The organism is Acidobacteriota bacterium (genome assembly GCA_016196035.1).
Classification (GTDB): Bacteria; Acidobacteriota; Blastocatellia; order RBC074; family RBC074; genus JACPYM01.
This window is the reverse complement of record JACPYM010000104.1, coordinates 80494-100851: the sequence shown is the minus strand read 5'-3', so window position 1 is coordinate 100851 and position 20358 is coordinate 80494. Positions and strand designations below refer to the sequence as shown.

13 protein-coding genes are annotated in these 20358 nt (G+C 59.2%); 9 read left to right on the top strand and 4 right to left on the bottom strand.

What is annotated here, in order from left to right:
• Positions 1–329: 329 nt before the first annotated feature.
• A complete protein-coding gene (locus tag HY011_29670; protein ID MBI3427118.1) occupies positions 330–3113 on the bottom strand; it encodes an SBBP repeat-containing protein in 2784 nt (927 codons plus the stop codon).
• A gap of 612 nt (positions 3114–3725) precedes the next feature.
• Here HY011_29670 and HY011_29665 point away from each other — a divergent pair.
• From HY011_29665 to HY011_29650, 4 genes are all read left to right on the top strand, one after another.
• Entirely contained in the window at positions 3726–4760 is a 1035-nt protein-coding gene (locus HY011_29665; GenBank protein MBI3427117.1) for an NDP-sugar synthase, read from the top strand.
• Between the two features lie 78 nt (positions 4761–4838).
• Positions 4839–6257, top strand: coding sequence for a phosphoglucomutase/phosphomannomutase family protein (locus HY011_29660; protein MBI3427116.1), 1419 nt, complete (start codon positions 4839–4841; stop codon positions 6255–6257).
• Positions 6258–6474: 217 nt separating this feature from the next.
• Entirely contained in the window at positions 6475–8937 is a 2463-nt protein-coding gene (locus HY011_29655; GenBank protein MBI3427115.1) for an ABC transporter permease, read from the top strand.
• An 88-nt stretch (positions 8938–9025) separates the two neighbouring features.
• A complete protein-coding gene (locus tag HY011_29650; protein MBI3427114.1) occupies positions 9026–10000 on the top strand; it encodes a cupin domain-containing protein in 975 nt (324 codons plus the stop codon).
• A 5-nt stretch (positions 10001–10005) separates the two neighbouring features.
• On the opposite strand, the gene HY011_29645 is transcribed toward HY011_29650, so the two are convergent.
• The 3 genes from HY011_29645 to hpt are packed head-to-tail and all read right to left on the bottom strand — an operon-like array spanning position 10006 to position 14728.
• On the bottom strand, positions 10006–13395 hold the full coding sequence (locus tag HY011_29645; GenBank protein ID MBI3427113.1) for a beta galactosidase jelly roll domain-containing protein: 3390 nt from the start codon (positions 13393–13395) through the stop codon (positions 10006–10008).
• Positions 13396–13454: 59 nt separating this feature from the next.
• Entirely contained in the window at positions 13455–14174 is a 720-nt protein-coding gene (locus HY011_29640) for an SDR family oxidoreductase (protein MBI3427112.1), read from the bottom strand.
• On the bottom strand, positions 14174–14728 hold the full coding sequence (gene hpt / locus HY011_29635; GenBank protein ID MBI3427111.1) for a hypoxanthine phosphoribosyltransferase: 555 nt from the start codon (positions 14726–14728) through the stop codon (positions 14174–14176). The genes HY011_29640 and hpt overlap by 1 nt, the downstream gene beginning before the upstream one ends.
• A gap of 316 nt (positions 14729–15044) precedes the next feature.
• Here hpt and HY011_29630 point away from each other — a divergent pair, with 316 nt between their 5' ends.
• From HY011_29630 to HY011_29610, 5 genes are all read left to right on the top strand, one after another.
• The gene (locus tag HY011_29630) at positions 15045–16238 is read left to right on the top strand and encodes an aminotransferase class I/II-fold pyridoxal phosphate-dependent enzyme (protein ID MBI3427110.1); all 1194 of its coding nucleotides are present in this window, start codon (positions 15045–15047) and stop codon (positions 16236–16238) included.
• 24 nt (positions 16239–16262) lie between these two features.
• Entirely contained in the window at positions 16263–16556 is a 294-nt protein-coding gene (locus HY011_29625; GenBank protein MBI3427109.1) for a hypothetical protein, read from the top strand.
• Positions 16553–17263, top strand: coding sequence for a ribose 5-phosphate isomerase B (gene rpiB, locus HY011_29620; GenBank protein MBI3427108.1), 711 nt, complete (start codon positions 16553–16555; stop codon positions 17261–17263). Before HY011_29625 ends, rpiB begins: the two co-directional genes overlap by 4 nt.
• Positions 17264–17449: 186 nt before the next feature.
• The gene (locus HY011_29615) at positions 17450–18802 is read left to right on the top strand and encodes a TIR domain-containing protein (protein ID MBI3427107.1); all 1353 of its coding nucleotides are present in this window, start codon (positions 17450–17452) and stop codon (positions 18800–18802) included.
• Between the two features lie 288 nt (positions 18803–19090).
• Positions 19091–20329: a formylglycine-generating enzyme family protein gene (locus HY011_29610; protein ID MBI3427106.1), complete on the top strand. Its 1239-nt coding sequence runs from the start codon at positions 19091–19093 to the stop codon at positions 20327–20329.
• The last annotated feature ends 29 nt before the right edge of the window (positions 20330–20358 follow it).

The window sequence follows — 20358 nt, the reverse complement described above, 5'->3', positions numbered from 1 at the left end:
TGAAGCCGCGCAACCTCGGCAGCATTCGTTTCTACACAAGTCTGACGCTCTGTGTCTTTGCCCTGCAAGGGCAGCATTCAATAGCCGTGGGCAACGCCCACGGTAGGCCGTCAGCAGGTTCTACGGCCCTGAAGGGGCCGGACTCGACGTCGAATGCGGCCCCTTCAGGGCCGAAAATTCTTCCCGAACCGTTCCGTGGGCGTTGCCCACGGCTATTGAATTACGCCCTTTCAGGGCTTTTCTCGGAGCCGGTAGACTTGTGTAGAAACGAATGCTCGGCAGGTTGCGCTGCGTTGTCTATCAGCAAAGTAAACCTCAGCGGCGAACTTTCAACGAATGCTCACCATCACCGGATTCGCAATCAACCCATCCACCGTCAACTCAATCGTGACACTGCCGCTGCCAGCCAGACTGCGCGGCAAGGGCAGATTGATTTGATCCAGCCCGACCAGATCGCCTTGCGGGCCGACCGATTGCGGTTGCACGGTGAGGCCGCCGATGCGCACTTGCACGGCGGCCAGGTTGCTGCGTCCGCGCAGGCCCGTGCCAAACAACAGCAGGAAGGTTTGATCCGTCGCCGCGCCCAGATCAATCGGCACGGGCACGAAGCGTTGTTGCGCCACATCGAATTCGGCAACGCGTTCATAAATCTGTGTGCCGTCGGCCTTGATACGCAACGAGACGGCGGCGGCCAAGCCCTGCCCGCTGGCGGTTGCCGTGAAGAGGGCCGGCGCGGCGGCTTCGATTTGGACGATGGCGCTGAGGGCGGGGCCGTCTTTGGGTGTGACGGTCAAGTGTGTTGCGCCAATGGCCGTGCCGGGCGGGATGAGCAGGTTGATCTGATTGGGCGAAACGAAAAACAGGGGAGCCAGGCGTTCGACGCCATTGCGGTCGGTCACTTTGACGCTGCTGCCTTGCAGGCTGGACGGCAAGGGCAGCGTGGTGGCGGCTTGCGTATCGGACGCGAGGCCGCTGCCAAAGAGCGCGATGATGGATTCGGGCGCGAGTTGCACGCCGTTGAAACTGGCGGCGGAAACCGGCGCGATGGTCGTGATGTCGGGCGTGCTGATTTTGGTGATGAAAGCATCGCTCAGGCCGCCGCCATACTTGTTTTGAAAAGGTGCGAGCGTGAACAAGTCCGAACCGAGCATTTGCCCTGTCACATAAACGTTACCGCCATCAATCGCCAACCCTGAGCCGCGTTCTTCCAGCCCATTGTTGCCCACGAAAGAAGTCCCGAAATAGGTCGAGTAAATCAGCGTTGAACCCGCCGGATCGAGTTTGGTGATGAACGCATCGTTGTCGCCGTTCTTTTGCGGTTGCAGCGCGCGGGCCAGCGGGAAGTTCGAGGATTCAGTCTTGCCGGTCAGATACACATAACCCAGCGCATCCACGGCAATGCTGCCCACAGGTTCGGGATCGGTGATTTGCTCGGTGTTTTCATCACCGCTGCCGCCGAGCGTGGTGGAATAGACCAGCGCCGCTCCTTTGGCATTTAGCTTGGCGACGAACGCATCCGCTGCGCCGCCTGGATTGGGTTGCAACGCATTGCGGCGGGGAAAGTCGGTCGAAAGCGTGACGCCCGTGACATACGCATTGCCGAACGCATCCACCGCGATGCCGCGCCCGACATCCGCGTCCTGGCCGCCCAGATAGGTGGAATAAATCAATTGAGCGGCGGGCAGATTCAGCTTGGCGATAAAGGCGTCCTCGATGCCGCCGAAATTGACCTGCACCGGATTCGCCACCGTAAATTGCGGCGATGAGGTATAGCCCGTCACATAAACGTTTTGCTGGCTATCCACGGCGATGCCGTAGCCGGCTTCGGCATCGCGGCCTCCCAATGTGGCGGGCGGGCCGCCGAAATAGGTCGAAGCGATCAATACGCCATCCGGGTCAAGCCGCAAAATGAAGGCGTCGCGGGTGCCGCGCAGATTCGCTTGCAGCGCATTCTTGGTTGGGAAGTTCGCCGAGTCGGTGCGCCCGGTGATGTAAGCGTTATCGAAGCGATCCAGCGCAATGGCGTAGGCCGCATCGCTGAGCGAGCCGCCCAAATAGGTCGAATACAACAGCACATTCCCCGCGATGTTGAGTTTCACCGCGAAGGCGTCGCCGTTGCCGCGCGTGATGGATTGCACCGCGTTGGCTGTGGGGAAATTCAGCGAATTGGTCTCGCCGCAAAAATACACATTGCCCGCCGCATCCACTGCAATCGCCCAGCCGCGATCATTCGACCCGCGCCCGCCGATGAAGGTCGAGAACAACAAGCGCGAGCCGCTCGCATCCAGCTTCAACACAAAAGCGTCGTTGGTGCCGTCAAGTTGGGTGTCTACGGGCGCTTTAACGGGGAAGTTGGGCGAATAGGTTTGGCCGGTCAAAAAGATGCTGCCTTCGTGATCAACGGCGATGCCGTATGCGCTGTCGCGGTTATCGCCGCCCAGGTAACTGGAATACAGCACCAGCGGATCAAGCACCACGGGCAAGCTGTGATCGTAAGCACCCAGGCGAAAGCTGAGTTGGTCGTCGTTCAATACGAACTCTGCTGCAACGTTGACGCGGCCCTGCGCCGTTTGTTGATAGGCGACCGGGCGATGCTGCCGCACAACCGCCGCGCTCGTATGCACCAGCAAATCGCCCTGTTCGTTCAGTTCAAGTTTGTCCGCGCCGCTGAAAGCCAAGTTGATCTGCGCCGCGTCGGCCTGCGGGGCCAGCACGAAATCGTATTCCAAGGCGCGCTGGCGGCCATAAAAGATCAGATCAATGCCGGGATAAAGCTGGCGGTAGCGCACCCGCTCGAAGGTTGGCACATCGGTGCGCCACTGCCGTGGGTCATTGCCGATGAAGTAATTGCTCTTGCCGGGTAAGGCGTCGAGTGGTTCGGGCGTTGACGGCTGTGCATTCAGCCAGCGCAAGCGAGCTTGCGCATTGCAGGAGCCGTTGTCGCTTGGCAAATGCAAGACCGCTTCTTGCCCCGTCAAATACACCCCGTAACCTTGACCGCGCGCAAAGAAACGCACTTCCGCCGCCATCTGCCCACGGTTTTCTTCAAAACTCAAAGGCAACTTGCCCAGCTTTTCGGCGGCTGCTGCTGGCCGCACGTTGGCCGTTGACAAAAGTATTGCTGGTGCGTGCCAGGGCCAGAGGCAGCCGCACAGCAACGCCAGCCAAGCCGTCAACCGCCATGCGGTGGTGTGCCAAACAAACTGGTACCGGTAGTTCATAAGCGCCAAATAAAATCGAGGCATTCTCAAAAGAGGGCAGGGCACGAGTAAGTGACAACGAATCTGGGGAAAAGGGTTGGGTTGGGTTGGGCGTTTCGTTGCGTGATGTTTACCGAATTTCCGGGCGCGATTATAAACCATGCGCCACTTGGGCGCACAAGCTTGGGTGCTCTTATTTGAGCGGCCAGGGCTTTTGCAAAGTCGCCAGCGCGGGCGCTCGAACGGTTTGACTGATGCCTGATGCCCGGTTCCTGATTCCTGACAAATGAATATACCGGCTGATTTTCAATTTGTCGGGAATCAGGGGTCAGGAATCAGGCGTCAGCCAAAGGTCTTGGGCGGATGTTTTGAGGACTTTGCAAAAGCCCTGTTTGGGCGGCCCAAGTTGTTTGGTAATCCCCGAACCCAGTGCTACACTCGCGCCTCGTTGCGAGCACGCCGCCCTTCCTAACGGCCCTTTCCAACGGGAAGATTTAGCAAGCGAAAGGGGAATTCCAACCTTCCATGCAAGCGTTGATTTTGGCTGGCGGCAAAGGCATTCGGTTGCGGCCGCTCACGATTCATACGCCGAAACCGATTGTCCCGGTGGCCAACCGGCCTTTCCTCCATTATCAAATCGAACTGCTCAAACGCGCCGGCATCACCGACATCACGCTCTCGCTGTCGTATCAACCCAACAAAATTGAAGAGGTCTTCGGCGATGGCTCCGAACACGGTGTGCGTATCCGTTACACCGTCGAAGCCGATCCGCTCGGCACGGCGGGCGCGTTCAAACACGCGCACACCGGCAGCAAGTCGGCGACAGTCGTGCTCAACGGCGACATCCTGACCAACGTGAATCTGGCCGAACTGGTCGCCTATCACCACCGCAAAGAAGCGCTCGCCACCATCGTCACCGTGCCGGTCGAAAACCCCAGCCTGTACGGCATGATCGAAGCGGATGAGACGGGCCGCGTGTTGCGTTACGTCGAGAAACCGAAGGCGGAAGAGGCGGTGTGCAAGACAATCAATGCGGGCATTTATGTGCTCGAACCGCGCGTGCTCGAACTCATTCCCGACGAAGAGAACTATTCGTTTGAACTGGGGCTGTTTCCCAAACTGGTGGCGGCGGGCGCGGCGTTTTATGCCTATGGCTGGTACGATTACTGGCTGGACATCGGCGCGCCCCAACGTTACTTGCAAGCGCACGATGATTTGTTGAATGGGCGCATCAAGACCTTTCAATTGACGCGGCCACCGCGCGACGCCGCGCAAGTCGAGGGTGAGACGGCAAAGATAGACAAGCTCTCAATCGTGCATCCGACCTGCATCTTGAAACCCGGCGCGGAAATCATCAATTCGGTGCTGGGCGCCAACTGCGTCATCGAAGAGCGCGCCCGCATCGAAAATTCCGTCCTCTGGTCGAGCACGCGCGTCGGCCAGTCCGCTGTCGTGCGCCGCTCGTTCATCGGCAAAGGCGGCATCATCGGGCGCAACACCACCATCGAAGGCGCCATTCTGGGCGACAAGAGTTCGCTGACCGATTACACAATCATCTGAGTGCGGAATGCGGAGCGCGGAATGCGGAATTCATTGGCCGCATTCCGCATTCCGCGCCCCGCACTCCGCATTCAAAATATGGCTAAGATCAAATTTGGAACGGACGGCTGGCGCGCGCGCATTGCCGAAGACTTCACCTATGCCAACGTCGAAATCGCGACGCAGGCCGTTGCCGATTACGTCAAAACCACGCCGCTGAATGATCCCCCCGCAATGCTGGTCGGCTATGACCGGCGCTTTGCCTCGGCGGATTTCGCCCTGCGCACCGCCGAGGTGTTTGCGGGCAACGGCTTCAAGGTAGATTTGCTAAATGAAGACGTGCCGACGCCGCTGGTTTCGTTTGAGGTCAAACGGCGCGGGCTGGATGGCGGCATCGTCATCACGGCGTCGCACAATCCGCCCGAATTCAATGGCTTCAAATTCAAAGCGCCGTATGGCGGCTCCGCTACGCCCGCGATCACCAATCAGATCGAAGCCCTGCTGGGCGCGCATCCGCCGCAGCGTTTGTCATTCGCCGAGGCCGAAGCGCAGGGCTTGGCGCGTGTGATTGCGCCGCCCGACGATTACCGCCGCCACGTCGAAAACTTTGTGGACATCGCTGCGCTCAAACAGACCGACGCGCTGGTCATCGCCGACCCCATGCACGGCACCGGTGGGCATTGGATTGAGGATTTGTTGAAGGGCGGCAAGCTCAGAGTGGAAACGATTCGCGGCGACCGCGATCCCATGTTCGGCGGCGTCTTGCCCGAACCGATGCCGTGGAATCTGGCGCTGACTGCGCAAACGATCAAAGAGCGCGGCGCGTTGCTGGCGCTGGTCACGGATGGCGACGCTGACCGCGTGGGCGCAATGGATGAGCGCGGCGAATACATCAACACGCATCAAATCCTGATGATTATGTTGTTGCACCTGGTGCGGCGCAAAGGCTTGAAGGGGTCGGTCGCGCGCACCTTTTCGCAATCGGTCATCGTGCGGCGCATCGCCGAAAGCTACGGCTTCCGCCTGTTCGAGACGCCCATCGGCTTCAAACACATCGGCGAAATCATGCTCGACCCAGCCAACGACTTTCTGATCGGTGGCGAAGAGTCTGGCGGCATCGGCGTGCGCGGCCACATTCCCGAACGCGATGGCGTGCTCAATAGTCTCTGCCTGCTCGAAGCCGTGTTGGCCGCTGGTAAACCGCCGTCAGAAATCGTGCGCGACATTTGGAAGGAGTTCGGCGAATTCCATTTCGAGCGCCGCGATTTGCACGTGCCGATTGAGAAGGGTCAACAACTGGTCACCGCAATGCGCGAGCAAACGCCGGGGGAATTCTGCGGCTACAAAGTCACGGGCGTGGCGACGCTCGACGGCGCCAAGCTGCTGTTTGAAGATGAAAGCTGGATCCTCTTCCGCCAATCAGGCACCGAACCGGTGTTGCGCATTTATTGCGAAGCGACTTCGCTGGTCAAGACGGCGCAGATGATGGATGAGGGCGTGCGGCTGGCCCTGAACTGATCCGCGTAAAGCAACTAGAGCGGTTTGCACTTCGATGTACGGGAAAAGCGCGGCGTGGGACAGTACCGCGCGCGTGAGCAAGCGGCGCGTCAAGCCAGGTACAGCGGCACAAACGCGCCGTCTTCTCCGCTTGCTGACGCACGCGGTACTGTCCCGGCGCAATCTCCCCATAGATGCAATTGCAAACCGCTCTAGCGATCTCCTTTCGGAGGAACCCATGCAAACCTTCTTACAAGACTTGCGCTATGGCGTGCGGATGCTGGTCAAGCAACCCGGCTTTACGCTGATCGCCTTGCTGACCCTGGCGTTGGGCATCGGCGCGAATACAGCGATTTTCAGTGTGGTCAACGCTGTGCTGTTGCGTCCGCTGCCTTATGCGGAACCGGAACGGTTGGTGGCGCTTGGTGGGACGGATGTACGCCACCCCGGGGCCGAGGTAGAAGATTCCAGTTCGTATCCCGATTTCTTTGACTGGCGCGCACGCAATCAGTCGTTCGAAGCCGTGGCGGTATATCACACGGCGACATTTACGCTGACCGGGAACGACGCCCCGGCGCATCTGAGCGGGCAGGTGGTTTCGGCGGAGTTGTTCGACCTGCTCAGAGCCAAGCCGTATCTGGGCCGGACTTTCACGCGGGCGGATGAGAGGGTTGGCGGCACGGGTGTCAACCGCGCGGCCATCCTCAGCTATAGCGCCTGGCAACAGCGGTTCGGCGCGGCTCCTGACATCCTCGGGCGCACGCTGACGCTGGATCGTAAACAGTTTCAGATCGTCGGTGTGACGCAGCCGGGCTTTCAGTTTCCGATTCAAGCGGAGGCAGTCGAGGTTTGGGTAGCGCTGGCGACAGATGCGGAATCGGCGAACGGGAAGAAGCCGGTCACCGAACGGCGCGGGTACCGCATGTTGCACGCCGTCGGACGCCTGAAACCCGGCGTCAACCTGGCGCAGGCGCAGGCGGACATGAAATTGCTGGCCGCCAATCTGGAAAAAGAATACCCCGACAACAATACCAACCAGGGAATCATTCTGTTGCCGCTGCACCGCAACCTGGTCGGCGATTACCGCAAGTCACTGCTGGTGCTGTTTGCGGCGGTGGGTTGCGTGCTGCTGATTGCCTGCGCCAATGTCGCCAACCTGATGCTGGCGCGCGCGACGGCGCGGTACAAAGAAATCGCCGTGCGCACCGCACTGGGCGCGGGCCGCGCGCGCATCGTCCGGCAATTACTGACCGAAAGCGTTTTGCTCAGCCTGGGCGGCGGGCTGCTGGGCTTATTGCTGGCGTGGTGGGGAATGGAAGCGTTGCTGCGCTTCATCCCGGAAAATTTGCCGCGCCTGGCTGAAATCGCGCTCGACCGCTGGGCGCTGGGCTTTACGTTCACGGTCGCGCTGCTGACCGGCATCGTCTTCGGCCTGGCGCCCGCGCTGCAAGCTTCAAAAGTAGACCTGACCGAAGCGATGAAAGACGGCGCGCGCGGCTCATCGAGTTCCGGCAAGGCGCGCTTGCGTGGCGCGCTGATCGTGGCCGAAGTGGCGCTGGCGCTGATGCTGTTGGTCGGCGCGGGGCTGCTGGTGCAGACCTTCATCAAATTGCAACGCGTTGAGTTGGGCTTCGACGTGCACAATGTCCTGACCGCGACAGTGGAATTGCCGGAGGCGCAATACGCCAAGCCGGAGCAAAAGATCGTCTTTTACCAGCGCTTGCAGGAACGTGTGCGGGCGCTGCCCGGCGTCATCGAGGCCAGCGCCATTTTGCCGCTGCCGATCAGCGACAATGACGCGGGAGGCAGCTTCCAGATCGAAGGCCGCAGCGCGCCAACGGGCGCAGAACCCCACGCCGACATGCGCTGGGTGAATCTGAATTACTACCGGACGGTGAAGATTCCGCTGCTGGCCGGACGCGATTTCACCGCGCAGGACGGATTGAAAGCCACGCCCGTCGTCATCATCAATCAGACGCTCGCCAAGCTTTACTTCCCGAATGAAGAGCCGCTGGGCAAACGATTGGAACTGCCCTTTGGCGAAACCGGCACAACGAAGTTTCAGATTGTCGGCATCGTGCGCGATGTGAAGCACCGGACGGAACTGGGCCAGGAATACAGCCCGGAATTGTACATGCCCTACGCGCAATTGCCGTTTCTGGGCCAGATGAGTCTGGTCGTGCGCACGCAAGGCTCGCCCGCCAGTCTGGCCAACGCGGTGCAGCACGAAGTGGCGGCGCTCGACCGCGAAATCGTGCTTAGCGACGTGAAGACGTTGGAACAGTATCTGGGCAATGCCGTGGCGCAACCGCGTTTCAGCGCCTTGCTGTTCGGCCTGTTCGCGCTGCTGGCCATGCTGCTGGCGGCGCTTGGCTTGTACAGCGTGATGGCCTACACCGTGACGCAGCGCACGCACGAGGTCGGCATTCGGCTGGCGCTGGGTGCGCAAACGAGACACGTGCTGTGGTTAATGATTCGGCAGGGCATGACGCTGGCGCTTGCCGGTGTGGCAATCGGATTGGGCGGCGCCTGGGTGTTGACCCGCCTGCTGAAGACGCTGCTCTTTGGGGTCAGTACGACCGCCCCTCTGACGATGGTTTTGATCGCTCTCTTGCTGACCACGGTGGCCCTGCTGGCCTGCTGGATTCCGGCGCGGCGGGCGACGAAGGTTGATCCGATGATGGCGCTGCGACAGGACTAACGATGGTGTAAACCCGATAGGTGTAGGCTTCTATTCAAACCGCGTAGCAATGCGGTCAGCCGTGGAAAAGTGATACCCTGTGCCCGCTATGACGCAAGACTCCAAGCTCGAACCGCTGGTTTTGTCCGTTCCTGATTTAACCGAGGCGCTGGCCTATTTCACGCAACGCCTGGGATTTCATTTGGACATGATTTTGCCCGCGGATGCGCCGCAATTCGCCGTCGTTTCCGGGCAAGGCCTGACTTTGCGCCTGACGGCCAACGCCGCCCCGCTGGCGAATGCCGAGCCTGCACCGCTCCCTGATCAATTCATCATCAACCGCTTAGTCGCCGGCGAGGCGTGGCACGAGGGACGCGCGGGGATGCAATACCGCGATCTAATTCCGGGCCGTTTGGGCGGGCGTTTCATCGCTTCGCACATCCGCATTCCGGGCGGGGGCGACGTGCCTGATTATGTGCATTACCACAAGGTTCGCTTTCAGATGATTTATTGCAAAGCGGGTTGGGTGCGCGTGGTCTATGAAGATCAGGGGCCGCCGTTTGTGCTGACAGCGGGCGATTGCGTGCTGCAACCACCGGAAATCCGCCATCGGGTGTTGGCCTCATCGCCGGGGCTGGAAGTCATTGAGATTGGTTGTCCGGCCCTACACGAAACCTGGGTTGATCACGAACTCTCATTGCCTACGCCGCAGGTGCTGCCCGCGCGGCTATTCAACGGGCAACGCTTCGTGCGTCATCACGCGCGTGAGGCGCACTGGCTGCCGTGGCGCGTGGATGGGTTTGAGGCGCGTGACACGGGCATTGCCGCAGCCACCGATGGCTTGGCTGATGCGCGCGTCGTGCGGGCCACCAAAGCGACGACAGCAGAGATGCCTGGGCACACGGGCGAGTTTTTATTCGTCTTTGTGTTGCAGGGTGAAGCGGATTTCGAGAGCCACGCCGCAGGCAAGCAGCGTTTGCAGGCAGGCGACAGTTGCGTCATTCCGGCAGGGCACGATTATGTGTTGCGCGCGTGCGCCGGGTTGGAAATGCTGGAAGTTTCGCTGCCTGCCAAAGCGGGGTGATAGGTTTATTTCACCTGGAACTCATAGTTGTTTTCGCTCACGACATTTCCACGTTCATCGGCAATTGTCGCCCACAGCGTGTACTTGCCAACGGCTGGCGCGAGAAACGTCACGTCCAGCAATTTCAGCGAGGAATCCGCCGCCAGCGTCACGGCTTGCGGCGCGCGGCCTGACGTGACGACGCGGCCTGCGCTGTCTACCAGCCGCCACGTGACTTGCGCATTGGGCACGGCATACCAGTGATCGTTGATCAGCCACAATGCCGTTTTGACCGTTTCTGGCGGCGACCAAGTGTCGCGGTCATAGGCGAACGAGGGCAGCACCAGTTGAAACGAACGCTGCACGGTGGCGTAGGCTTTGGTCGGGCGGCGGTAAAAATCCAGCGCCGCCATCGTCACCGAAGGCCACAAATCAATGGCGTGAAAATGCAGGATGCCGCCCGCCGGCGCGTATTTCTGCCGCCGCATCCGTTCTATCGCCAATTGAAACAGCCGCGCGACATAGGCCTGTGTTTGCGGAATGTATTCCTGCAACGTCAGCGAGCCTGGCTCGCCCCAGGCGCGCATGGCTTCGGGGATTTGCAGCTTGCGGAAAATCCATTCCTCTTCGTGCTCTTTGATGGGCCAGTGATTGGGCAGGAATTTAATCAGGCTTTCATAATCGGGCAAGGCCGTCGCGCCCAATTCCGAAACGAATTTCTCGTTCATCCCGGCGTATTCCCAAATCGAGCCGCCGTACCAGCCGTAATAAATATGTCCGTCGCCATAACGCCCGGTCGAACGCACGACGGGCCGTCGTTGCGGGTCGAGCGCGTACAGGCGCGGTTCGAGATGCTTGGTCAGCACGCGGTAATTTTCCAGCGACTCTTCATCGCTTGTGGCCCAGAGCGCCACCGACGGGTGGTTGCGCACGTAGCGGATGTGCGGGTCATACAGCGCGGCGGCCTTGAGCGCGAAGTCGCGGTCTTCGGGATAGGCGGCTTCCAGAAAATCCTGCCAGAGCAGAATTCCCAGCTCATCGGCCAGGTCATAAAACTCCGGATTGCTGAAATGGCAATGCAGCCGAATCATGTTGATGTTCATCCCGCGCATCAGCCGCAGGTCGCGCTCATAATCGCTGCGCCGCATTTCGGAAAGAAACAGGTGGTAATACGAATTCGTGCCGCGAATGAACAGCCGCTTGCCGTTGAGATAAAACTTCCAATCCACGTGTTCGATTTCGCGGATGCCGACGGCGCAGGCATATTGATCGGACAGCGCGCCCGCGTGGGCAATGCGCGCCGCGAGCGTGTACAGATTCGGCTGGCCGTGATCCCACGTCCACCAGAGTTGCGGTTGCGCGACGTGCAAGACGAAACGGCGCGTGGTGCTGCCTGCTTCGAGGTTAAGCAGTGCTTTTAATTCCAGCCCGGTGGGCGCGCTGAAATTGCGCGGCGTGAGCGTCAGCGTCAACTCGCTGTCTGTGACAGCTTGCGCGGTGTCGAGCGTCAGATCAACGACCACATCGGCGCTGCCATCGCGGTTGAGGCGCGTGTCTACGGCAACTTCGTGAATCACGACCGGCCCGCCGGCGAGCAAATGAACGGGGCGTGTGATGCCGAGCGGCGTGATGTTGTCAGGCTTTTGATCTACCGCGCCATACGAGCCTTTGATCGTCCAGGGGCGATGCCGCCAGTAATAACTGATAGGCGTCCAGACGCGCACGGCGATTACGTTTTCGCCCTCTTGCTTGAGCTTATCGCCAAGCTCGAATTCATACGGGTCAATGTAACCTTCGTGCCGCCCTAGCAATGCGCCGTTGAGATAAACGTCGGCGTAATAATCGGTCGCTTCAAAACGCAGCCGCAGCCGTTTGTCTTGCGTTCCGGCAGGCGCGCGAAACGCGCGGCGATACCACCATTCTTTCTCACTGACCCATTCGGCCTCGCGCGTGTAAAGCTGCGCCGCCGCCAGCCATTGCGTATGCGCCGAGCCGGGCACTTGCACCGCACGCCAGCCGCTGTCGTCGTAATCCGCGCGATAGAATCCTTGCTTCTCGCCTTCAGACTTCTCGGTGAAATTGAGTTTCCAAGCGCCGTTGAGACTGACATCGAGAATGTGCGCAGCGGCTTCGCGCTGCAATTCAGCCGTCGGGCGGGCCGCGACGCTTTGCCGCAACCGTTCGTCAGGTGTGGCTTCAGCGATGCGGCCACGTTCAACTGACGGCGCGCGACTGACGACGGACAAAATCGGTTGCGTGAAGCGGCGATATTCCGAACGCGCTTCCAGGATCGTCTCGGTTCCTTTCCAACGCGGGAACGCGAGCGCCGTTTCAATCGTGCGTTTGTTGGCGCTGAGCGGGGCTTGAGCGAAAAACTGATTGGCACCGATACCGCGCCAGGCCAGCGTCGGATCGGTTTCAAAGATGCCGAGCGCGCCGTAATTTTCCGCGCGCTGATAAAACACGAAATGGCGGCCCGGCAGATCGTCGAAATCCCGCGCGCCTTGCGTCCTGACCAGATGATCGGGCGGATTGTCGGTCTCCCAGCCGTCAGGGAATTTGATCGCTTCGGAACCTTCCATCCAACGATCAAACGGCAAGTTGGGCGTAGCCGAAACGGCATTGAAAAAGAATCCGTAATTCGCGCCCGTGCCGCCATCCAGCCACGCGCGCCATTGCAACACAGGGCTGCCCGCCAGCCAGACGAATTCCCACGTTTCCCGTTGTGCGCCGAGCCGCGCGCCCAGCAAGCGCACGCGCGCACGCAATGGCCCGGCTTCGAGAATCTCGACTTGCTCAAATGCGCCTGCTCGTTGCTGCCCGGCTAGGAATGAACCGAAGCCCGCGCCCGCTTTGCCGCTGGCAGGCGTGTCTTTCACCTCTGGCGTCGTGTCTATCAGATTGAGCATGCGCTGCTCGCCCGCCGTTTTGTTGAAGGCCGCGACGAGCGCAGGTTCGGTGCCTTCCAACCCCAGATTCAACAACACGCCAAAGCGTTCATTCGCCAGCTCAAAACGCGAACTGCCGACGCGCCGGGCGACAATGGAAGAATCGTTTATAGGTAGTTTGAGCTGCGCATCGGCCAGCAAGCGGTACTGTGGGCGTTCGCCGGGAATCAGCGCGGCAGGGAAGAGCAATTCAGCGGCTTTCAGTGAGCCGTCGGCATGCGTTTCGACCGCCGCGAGTTGTGAACGCACTACGCGGCCAGTGGGCGCAATGACGCGCAAGGCCTCAGCGCGTGCTGCGCCCGCGGCAAAGCTCAAGCGCGCGCTCACGACTTCATTGTCGCGGCGGTAAATGCCGGTGAGTTCTTCGAGCGTGATCGTCCAGCTTTGTGCGAGGGCGGGATAGGTGCAGCCGCAAACCAGTAAGGCCAGCACGAGCCGCCGCGTGGCGCTGATACAGAAGTGACGCATTGTCTGATTGCCGTTCCCTTTGGCGAAGCGAGAAGACATGGAATGGATTGATCCGCGCCCTAGCCGCGCCCCAGATAAGGCTGCTCGCGCGGCAGCACGATGGCTTCCAATAGATTCACGTGGGCGGGCAGCGCCGCCATCGTCACGGCGACTTGCGCCCATTCGGCGATTTGCATCACGGGTTCGTGCGCGCGTCGTTGCGCATCGGCAAGCGTTTCGACCGCAGTGTTGCCGGGATGAATGCAGCCGCAGGTGATGCCAAAGCTGCGGCCTTCGAGCGCGGTGACTTGCGTCAAACCTGCGAGGCCGAATTTGCTGGTGCTGTAAGGCGCGGAGTTAGGTCGCACTCGTTGAGCCGAGATCGAGCCGATGTTGATGATGCGGCCGCTGCCTTGCGGTTTCATCAGGCGCAAGGCTTCGCGCGTGCAGAGAAACGGGCCGCGCAAATTGACCGCCATCACCTTTTCCCAGGTCGCCAGCGACAATTCATCCAATGGCCCGCCGTCAAAAACGCCCGCGTTATTGACCAGAATATCCAGCCGCCCGAAGCGTTGCACCGTTTGCTGGAAGACAGCCTGCACCTGCGTTTCGTCAGTCACATCAGCGGGCAGCGCCAGCACTTCAGTCGGCAGTGTTTCGGCGAGTTGCGTCAATAACTCAGCCCGCCGCGCCGTCAGCACCAACTGCGCGCCAGCCGCCGCAAACGCCTCTGCGATACCTTTGCCGATGCCGCTGCTCGCGCCGGTGATGAGCGCGATTTTGCCCGTCAATGCTGCCATCACGATTCCTTGACCACGCCGATATAAGGCAGGTTGCGATAGCGTTCGGCGAAGTCCAGGCCGTAGCCAACCACGAATTTATCGGGGATGGTGAAGCCGATGTAATCGGCATTTACCTGTGCCTTGCGCCTTTCTGGTTTGTTGAGTAAGGTAACGATCTTGACCGAGGTTGCTCCACGCGCGCGAAAACTGTTGACCAGATAATTCAATGTCAAACCGGTGTCGAGGATGTCTTCGACCAGGATGATGTCGCGCCCGGCCAGCGGTTCGTCCAGGTCTTTGATGATGCGGACTTCGCCGGTTGTGCTGACGCCTTTGCCGTAACTGGAGACGGCGATGAAATCCAGGCTGAGTTCCAGGTCAATGGCGCGAATCAAATCGCTCATAAACACGAGCGCGCCCTTGAGCACGCAAATCAGTTCGGGTTTGCGGCCCGCATAATCGCGGGCAATCGCCGCGCCGATCTCTTTGATCTTCTGCTGAATTTCATCAGCCGTGATCATGACTTCGATCTTGGGGTTGTTGAATTCCGACGTGGCGGATGTAGGTGACATTCGCAATAGCTCCTCGAAAAAATGTACAGCGGACTGTCAGTCCGCTGGCAAGCTCGGCTAGTTGTACACTGGCCGAAACCACAGCGGACTGGCAGTCCGCTGTACACCAGGCAATAACAATTTGTTTGAAAGAATGAAACAGAAAGGCGAGCGGCACTATAAGAGCCGCGCCTTTGAACTGTCAATTCACTGAATTCGCTCGTGTCAGTAGCCCGCGCGTGAGCAAGGGCTTTTTCTTCACCAGTTGAGCCCTTGCTCACGCGCGGGCTACTGACACGAATAATTACCATCAAGTAGAAAGCAGGTACCGACGTTTATGAATTACCGGTTTCCCCTCATCGAAAAATTGCCCCCTTACGTCTTCGCGGTCATCAACCAGTTGAAGATGGAAGCGCGGCATCGTGGGGAAGACATCATTGACATGGGCATGGGCAATCCCGATCTGCCCACGCCCGACGCCATCGTGGACAAGCTGTGCGAAGCCGCGCGCAACCCGCGCAACCATCGCTATTCCCAATCCAAAGGCATCCCGAATTTGCGGCTCGAAATCTCGCGCTGGTACGAACGCCGCTTCGGTGTCGCCATTGATCCCGAAACCGAAGCCATCGCCACCATCGGCGCCAAAGAAGGCTTTTCGCATCTGGTGATGGCGCTCGTCGAACCCGGCGACAAAGTGATCGTGCCCGACCCCAGCTATCCGATTCATTCGTTCGCCGCGACGATTGCCGGTTGCGAAATCGTCAAGTTGCCCATCAACGAAGGCCCGCAAGCGACGCTCGAAGCCTTGCGCCAGTTGGAATACCCGCGCGCGCAGCAGCCCAAAATTCTGGTGCTCTCGTTCCCGCACAACCCGACGACGCAATGCGTGGAGCTGAGCTTTTTTGAGGAAGTTGTCGCCCTCGCCAAAGAGCGCGGCTATCTGGTGATTCACGATTTCGCCTACGCCGATCTGTGTTTCGACGGCTATCAAGCGCCCAGCATCATGCAAGTCAAAGGCGCAAAGGACATCGCGGTCGAAATGTTCTCAATGTCGAAAAGCTACTCGATGGCCGGCTGGCGCGTGGGCTTTTGCGTCGGCAATCCGCAGGTCGTCTATGCGTTGACGCGCATCAAGAGCTATCTGGATTACGGCATGTTCCAGCCGATTCAAATCGCCTCGATCATTGCCTTGCGCGATTGCGATGACGTAGTGCCGGAGATTACCGAGGTCTATCGCACGCGCCGCGATGCCCTGATTCGCGGCCTGGCTGCGCTTGGCTGGGATGTGCCCGCGCCCAAAGGCACGATGTTCGTCTGGGCGAAAATTCCAGAACAGTTCGCCAAAGCCGGTTCGCTCGAATTCGCCAAACAGATGATCCAGCGCGCGGGCGTGGCTGTTTCGCCAGGGATTGGTTTTGGGCAGGCAGGCGATGCTTATGTGCGCTTTGCCTTGATCGAAAATGAACAACGCACGGCGCAAGCGATGCGCGGGATCAAGCAGTTCTTTTCGGAAGAGCCGGATTGGCTGTAGGCTGAATGTGAAAGGAGTTTGAAGATGACCATTGAAATTCCCGACGCCGAAGCGCGCCAGCTTGAAACCATACTTGATGACTGTATGGTATTGATGGATCGCATGGAGGCTGAACGTCCACAACGCGAATTGGAGAGCGAACAACACAACCGGCGTTTCCGCGAAGGGATGGATCGTATCTGGGCGACGCTGGCGCAGATAGAAGCTCGACAGGAACGTGAGAGTGAGGAAACAGAACGCCAACTTTTGCTCGTGCGGCGGGAAAACTTGCGACTACGGCAAAAGCTCGGAATCGCTGATGGCACTGAGGTGAAATGAACCGCGAAGATATTCAACAACTCGTCCGCGCCGCCCTCACCGAACAGATCGGCGGCCAAGCACCGCCAGTTGCCGCCGATGTAATTGACGAATCGGTCAAGCACGTCATCACCGAAAGCGATGTGCTCGATCTTCCCAACGGCGGCAAACTGCTCGTCCGCGCCGACGCCATCATCACCCCCGCCGCGCAAGATGTGTTGCGGGAACGCGCCATCGAAATCCGCTATCGCGCCCAATCCAGCCGCGCCGATAAACAACGCATCATCGCGCTCGGCGCCGATCACGGCGGTTATGAAATGAAAGAGGCGCTGAAAACTTTTCTGGCTGAACTCGGTTACAGCACGCGCGACTTCGGCACGCATTCGACCGAGGCTGTGGATTACCCCGACCTTGCCCACGCCGTCGCGCGCGCCGTGGCCGATGGCGTGTGCGATGTGGGCATCATCGTGGACGGCGCGGGCATCGGCTCATGTATGGCCGCGAATAAAGTGCCCGACGTGCGTGCCGCGCTCTGTTATGACGAAGTCAGCGCGCGCAACAGCCGCGAGCACAATTACGCCAACGTGCTGACGCTGGGCGGCAAGCTGCAAACGCCGGAACAACTGCGCGCCATCGTTCAAGCTTGGCTGAATACGCCCGAAGGCGAGGCGCGCCACGGCAAAAGGGTTGCCAAAATTATGGCGATTGAAAAACAATACCTGCGCTAAAGGGATTTCAAGCAAACCATCTTTCTCCCACGAAGCCACACGAAGACGCACGAAGAGAGAAAGAAAGAGGAGCTTGCCGCTTTCCTTTTGTGTCTGCTGCGTGTGCCTTTGTGGAAAAATCGGTTGCTTGATTGTGCTCGCAAGCTCAACACCAGACCGCAACCGGCAAAATCAGCATCACCCCCTATGACTCAGATTTTCATCAGCTATGCCCGCGAAGATTTCAAGCCTGTCAGCGAACTGCGCCAACGGCTCGCCGGCGCGGGCTTCACGCCCTGGATGGACAAGGTTGATTTGGTGCCCGGCCAACGCTGGCGGCCCGCGATTGAGGAGGCCATTCGGAAAACGGATTTCTTCGTGCTCTGCCTCTCGAACCACACGGTCAAAAAACGCGGCTTTGTTCAATACGAAATCAAAATGGCGTTAGACCTATGGCAGCAGATGCTGGGCGATGACATCTACTTGATCCCTGTGCTGCTGGAACCCATCGAAGCGGATGAGATTCCTGATAATTTGCGTGAAATCAACTGGGTGTTTCTTTATGAAGAAGACGGCTGGGACGAGTTGTTGCGTGCGTTGAAGCACGGCGCGCAGCAACGTTCGCTGGATGCCGCGCACAAACTCAAACAGCAACAAGCGGAACAGCGCAGGGCCGAAGACGCCCGTTTGCGCGCTGTCGCCGAAAGCGCCAACGCGGAACGCCTGCAACGCGAAGAGGCCGCTCGTCGCCAACAAGAGCAAGCCGAGCGGCAACGATTGGCTGAAGCCCAACGAAAGCAACAAGAGGAGAATGACCGCCAACTGCGCGAAGCCCACGCACGTGAAATACAGCGCCGCCAAGAAGAGGAATTGCGCAAACGAAATCAGCCGCCGCTTAGTCCGCCAGCGCCCGGCCAAGGCCGCAAACGATGGGCAATACTGGCGGGCGCGTTGTTGTTGGCGGCGCTGGTTGGCTATTGGCTTTGGAGTGCTGCGCGGTCAAGTGATGGTCAAACGCAACTTGTAGCCAAACCAGCTCCTGCGCCGGGTGTTGAGCCAACCAAGCCACCGCCATTACCCGAACCGATTGAGGTCTTGCGCTACGAACAGAAGGACGCAACCGATGGCAGCTTCCGTCTGCATTTCAAACCGCAGCAGAATGGCTATCTTTATCTGGTGGCGTTGGATGACCAGAAGCCTCCGATCCCGATCACGCTGTTGACCAATCGGCACGCTTATGAAGTGACCGGCAGCAGCAACCGATTGACGGCGGGGAAGGAGTTTATTTTTCCACCCAAAAGGCCGCTGATGTTGAGCGGCGACAAACAGACTGCGGAATTCACACTCGTCTTTTCGCCGGCGGAATTGAAGAAGCCGGCTTTTCTGGATGCCGCTAGCTTGCGGTCACTGACTACAGCGGAACAGTCCGCGCTGGCTGAGCTGGAACGCCAAGCCAAACAGCGCGGGGCGCAAGCGGATGGCGCGCGGGTGACGACATTACCGTCAAGCGACAAACCGCTGGCGGTCAAGCTCCCGGTGCGGAAAGCTGCCAAACCTTAGCAGTAATTCCGGGACGGTACCGCGCGCGTGAGCAAGCGGAGGCTTTGCAATTCAGCCAAGCCGCACGAGTTTGACGCGCCGCTTGCTCACACGCGCGGTACCGTCCCGCGCTCCGGCTCCAGCGGAGCCAAATGTTTATAGAATTCGCGTGACGTTTGATCCCAAGCTGCATAGCAGCGACATCTGTCAGATGTCGCTGCTATGCAGCTTGGCGCAAGCGACGCACTCAGGCTATAAAGATGCCGCGCCGCTGGCGCTAACATTGTTGCCAACACCGGGCGAAAATTTATGCAAACAACAGCTCGTTTGATTTTGGGGTTTTCTTTGCTGGCTTCACTGATTTGGCTGGCACCAGCCGGTGCGCAGATCCCACGCCCAACACCAAAACCAACGCTGCGTCCGGCACGCCCGACACCCAAGCCAACGCCGGTGCCTACACCCGCGCCGACGCCTTCTATCGAAAAGGCCATCTGGAACACGATCAAAAACAGCGCCGATCCGGCGATGTTCGATAAGTTTCTGGCTGATTACCCGAATGGCGAATTCGCCTCTGCCGCGCGTGCCCGGCGAGCCGAACTGCTTCGTCCCAAACCAACTCCAACTCCGACACCTTTACCACCAGCGACGCCGACACCAACGCCGACACCTGCACCGGCGCCGGCGGCTGGCACGATTCGCAAGAACAATCTGGGGATGGAGTTTGTCTACCTTCCAGCGGGTAGTTTTATGAGGGGTTCGACGGACGCGGATATTGAGCGCATTGTGAAGGCCAACAAGCTGATTGACAGCCAGGTGACAGCGGATTTATTCAAAGATGAAAAACCGCAACACCGCGTGACCATCAGCCAGCCTTTTTATCTGGGGCGTTTTGAAGTCACGCAACAGCAATGGCAGGCAGTTATGGAGACGACGGTGCAACAGCAAAGGGATAAGGCCAATCCGAATTACAATCTCTCGAATGTCGGGCCGAAACAGCCGATGTACTTTGTCAGTTGGGAAGAAGCGCAGGAATTTATTCAGAAGTTGAATCAACGCAACGATGGCTTCACTTATCGCCTGCCGACAGAGGCTGAATGGGAATATGCGGCGCGGGCAGAGACGACAGGTGATTACGCGGGTAATCTGGAGACGATGGCTTGGTATGGTGACAATAGTGGCAAGGCTCAACGTGATAGCCTGAAGGAGTGGGTCAAGAGCGGTAGGAATGCGCAAAAGTATTATGACGACTTTCTAAAGCCGAATGGTAATGGCACGCACGAGGTGGGCAGCAAGTCGCCCAATCGTTGGGGACTTTATGATATGCACGGTAATGTGTGGGAGTGGTGCGCCGATTGGTATGGCGATTACGTTGCGGGAAACCAAATTGACCCAAAGGGGCCAGATAATGGGACGTACCGGGTGCTGCGCGGCGGTTCCTGGTACTACTATTCTAGGGTCTGCCGCTCGGCCCTTCGTTTCAATTATTCGCCCGGCGACCGCGGCCTCTTTATCGGCTTTCGTGTTGTGTCCGGTTCGAGGACTCCGTAACCCTCTGCACTTTTACCCTCTTTACCCTC